Source organism: Roseiarcus sp., assembly GCF_052145395.1.
GTDB lineage: Bacteria > Pseudomonadota > Alphaproteobacteria > Rhizobiales > Beijerinckiaceae > Roseiarcus.
On record NZ_JBKQOT010000848.1, the window covers coordinates 1 to 3444 of the forward strand.

2 protein-coding genes and 1 pseudogene are annotated in these 3444 nt (G+C 62.9%); 2 read left to right on the forward strand and 1 reads right to left on the reverse strand.

Annotation, left to right across the window (positions count from 1 at the left end):
* A partial coding sequence (locus ACLP25_RS29555) for a hypothetical protein (protein ID WP_442472661.1) occupies window positions 1–285 on the reverse strand: 285 nt, incomplete at its 3' end.
* Between the two features lie 736 nt (window positions 286–1021).
* On the opposite strand from ACLP25_RS29555, the pseudogene ACLP25_RS29560 reads away from it, so the two are divergent.
* A pseudogene (locus tag ACLP25_RS29560) lies at window positions 1022–2842 on the forward strand (PAS domain S-box protein); the annotation flags it as partial.
* A 173-nt stretch (window positions 2843–3015) separates the two neighbouring features.
* A partial coding sequence (locus ACLP25_RS29565; protein ID WP_442472662.1) for a response regulator occupies window positions 3016–3444 on the forward strand: 429 nt, incomplete at its 3' end.

Consider the following 3444-nt stretch of genomic DNA (forward strand, 5'->3'; position numbering starts at 1 on the left):
CGGTAAGAAGGGAGCGAAGGCCACTTGCTCCTGGCCACGCGCTTGTTGAATGGTGGCGCGGGCCGACCGAAGCCGGGGGTTATTACGCAGGGCGAAGGCGATGGCGTCGCCGAGCGTGAAAATCGTCGGCTTGGCTTCGGGGCTGCCGCTGGGAAATGGATCTGGGGACCGTTGGCTCGGATCATCTGGCTTGATGACGGTTTCCGCGGGGTTAACGTTCAGGTCAGGGGAAATCAGGACTCGCGCTGTCACTGCCGCATCAGAGACTTCCGGCGGGATGGGCAAAGGCCGGTGCCAGGAAGTACAACCTGCGAGAAAGAGGAGGGGTACGAGCACCCCGGTGCGGCACAGTAGTCTCCGGGGAGCTGCGGCGCGGAGCGGTCGCAAGGGACGCGGAATTTCGGAACTAGGCGTCAAAAGATCGCTCCCTTCAGAGAGCATCACTCCTTGCTGCTCCGGTGCGCTGGGTGGCAGTAGGGTCGATTGCCAATCCGTCCTACCGCACGGGCGCTGCTTGTCTCCCCTTGTCGCGCGCTAGAATTGGAAAGGGCGGATGAAAACAGACCGGATTTTCGGACAGCCAGGCACTTTCCATGTTATCGGCAAATCCGGTACAGATCGTGAATCGATGCCGAGAAGATCGTCGCGGCTCGCGCGTCGAAGATGTCGGTTGCTGAACTCCACAGCCGCGGCTATCCGCGATGGTAGATGTGCCACACAGCCTGGGAAATCGGCTGCCAGATCCAGAACCGTCTGGTTTCCCCGAGAGAGCCTCGCGACACCGCGCCGTGCACTGACAGAAGATTCGCGCAAACTCAGCTTGATCTGTCCCGCATGCATCGGGCGCGAGACGAGGCCGGACCCTGACCGGCAACCGGACATCGCGCCGCAAGAGGTTGAACGCCGCAATGCACTGGAGCGGTTCCTCGCATTCGTCAAGGTTCCGAGAAAGGCGGGGATCGGCTATGATCTACCCACAAGGCTTGTCGAGCCGTAGCCCAATCGGGCAGTGGGAGAGGACATGAATCCTGACGCGTCAACGAACAGCGATGTCGCCCGCAAACGGGAACAGGACGCGCTAGCTACCAGCGAAGCCCGTATGCACGCCCTCCTCGAAGCTGCGGTCGATGGCATCATCAGCGTCGATGAGCAGGGCGCCATCCAGACGATCAACCCCGCCGCCGAACGGCTGTTCTGCTATACCCAGGATGAAGTCATTCGCCAGAACGTCAGGATCCTCATGCCGTCCCCTTATCGGGAGGAACACGACGGGTATCTTGCTCGCTACCTGGCCACGGGGGAGAAGATGATCATCGGCATCGGCCGGGAGGTGCTTGGACGGCGGAAGGACGGCACGACGTTCCCCATGGATCTATCTGTGGCCGAAGCCCGGCTGGGAGACGAGCGGATCTTCGTGGGCATCATCCGCGACATCACCGAGCGGAAGCGAGTTGAGCAGGCGCTTCGAGAAAGCGAGGAGCGCTTCCGCAGCACCTTCGAGAATGTGGCCGTCGGCATCGCTCATGAGGATCTCGCCGGCCGTTTCCTGCGCTTCAACGAGACGTTTTGCGTGATACTCGGTTACCCCCGGACAGAGCTCATCGGGAAGACGTTCTCGGAGGTGACGCACCCCGAGGATCTGGCGGCCGACCTCGCTCAGTTCGGCACCCTGACGCGGGGGGAATCGAGCAGTTACACGATGGAGAAACGATTTATCCGCAAGGACGGCACCTCTGTCTGGGCCCACATGACCGTCTCGCTCCAGTTCGACGCGGCGCGGAAGCCTACCTACTGCATCAAGATCATCCAGGACATCGATGTCCTTAAGCGGGCCGAGCAGGCGCTTCGAGAAAGTGAGGAGCGCTTCCGAAGCACATTCGAGAACGCCGCCGTCGGCATCGCTCATGAGGATCTCACTGGCCGTTTCCTGCGCTTCAACGAGACGTTTTGCGCGATACTCGGCTACCTCCCCACAGAGCTCATCGGGAAGACGCTCTCGGAGGTGACGCACCCCGAGGATCTGGCGGCCGACCTCGCCAAGTTCGGCGCGCTGACGCGGGGGGAATCGACCAGTTACACGATGGAGAAGCGATTTATCCGCAAGGACCGTAGCTCTTTATGGGCCGACGTGACCGTCTCGCTCCAATTCGACGCGGCGCGGAAGCCTACCTGCTGCATCAAGATCATTCAGGACATCTCCGAGCGCAAACGGTTGGAGGCCGAGCTTCGGCAGGCAAAGGAGGCGGCGGAGGCGGCGAACCGGGCCAAGGACGAGTTCCTTGCCAACGTCAGCCACGAGATCCGCACCCCCATGAACGCCATCCTCGGTATGACCGAGTTGGTTCTCGACACGCCCCTGACCGAGGACCAGCGGGGGTGTCTGAAGACCGTCAAATCGGGGGCCGACAGCCTCCTCCGCATCATTAACGACCTGCTTGACTTTTCCAAGATCGAGGCCGGCAAGCTGGAACTGGACCCGGCCGATTTCTCCTTACGGAAAGTCCTGGGTGCAACGCTGCGGGTGCTGGCCATGCGGGCCCACACGAAGGGACTGGAACTGGTCAGTGACGTGCAGCCGGACGTGCCCGACGCCCTGATCGGCGACGCCGGCCGGCTGCGTCAGGTGTTGCTCAACCTGGTTGGTAATGCCATCAAGTTCACGGATGCGGGCGAGGTCGTCGTGCGCGTGCAAGCCGCCGCCGACCGTGCATTGCAGCAGGAGGTCGGACTGCTCTTCACCGTGCGCGACACCGGCATCGGCATCTCGCACGACAAACAAGAGACGATCTTCCGAGCCTTTGAGCAGGAGGACACATCAACGACGCGCAAGTACGGTGGCACCGGCTTGGGCCTTACCATCACCGCTCGCCTGGTGGCCCTGATGGGTGGCGCGATCACGTGGAAAGCGCGCCTGGCCGGGGCAGCTCCTTCGCCTTCACGGCGCGATTCGGACGTCAGTTGCATCCCCCGGAGCAGGTCGCTGCGCCGCCACCGCCCCTACTCCACGACTTGCCGGTGCTTATCGTCGACGATAACGCCACCAACCGCCACATCCTGGAGGAGTGGCTGCGCGGCTGGCAGATGGAGCCGGTGTCCGTGGGCGACGGGCTGGCGGCCCTGAATGCCCTCTGGCACGGCACCACCAGCAACCGGCCGTATGCGCTGGTGCTGCTCGACGCTCGCATGCCTGATACGGACGGCCTGAAGTTGGCCGCCATGATCCGGGAGAGGGCCGAGCTTGCCGCTACGCGCATCATCATGCTGACCTCCGGGAACGGGCCGGTCGACCCGGCCCGTTATCGCGAGCTGCGGATCGACGCCCAACTGCTCAAGCCGGTCCAGCAGGACGAGCTGCTCGAAATGATCTACCGTGTGATGAGTCAGCCAAACGCCAACGCACCGACAACGCATCGGCCCCCACCCGCACCGGAAACAGCCACGGCG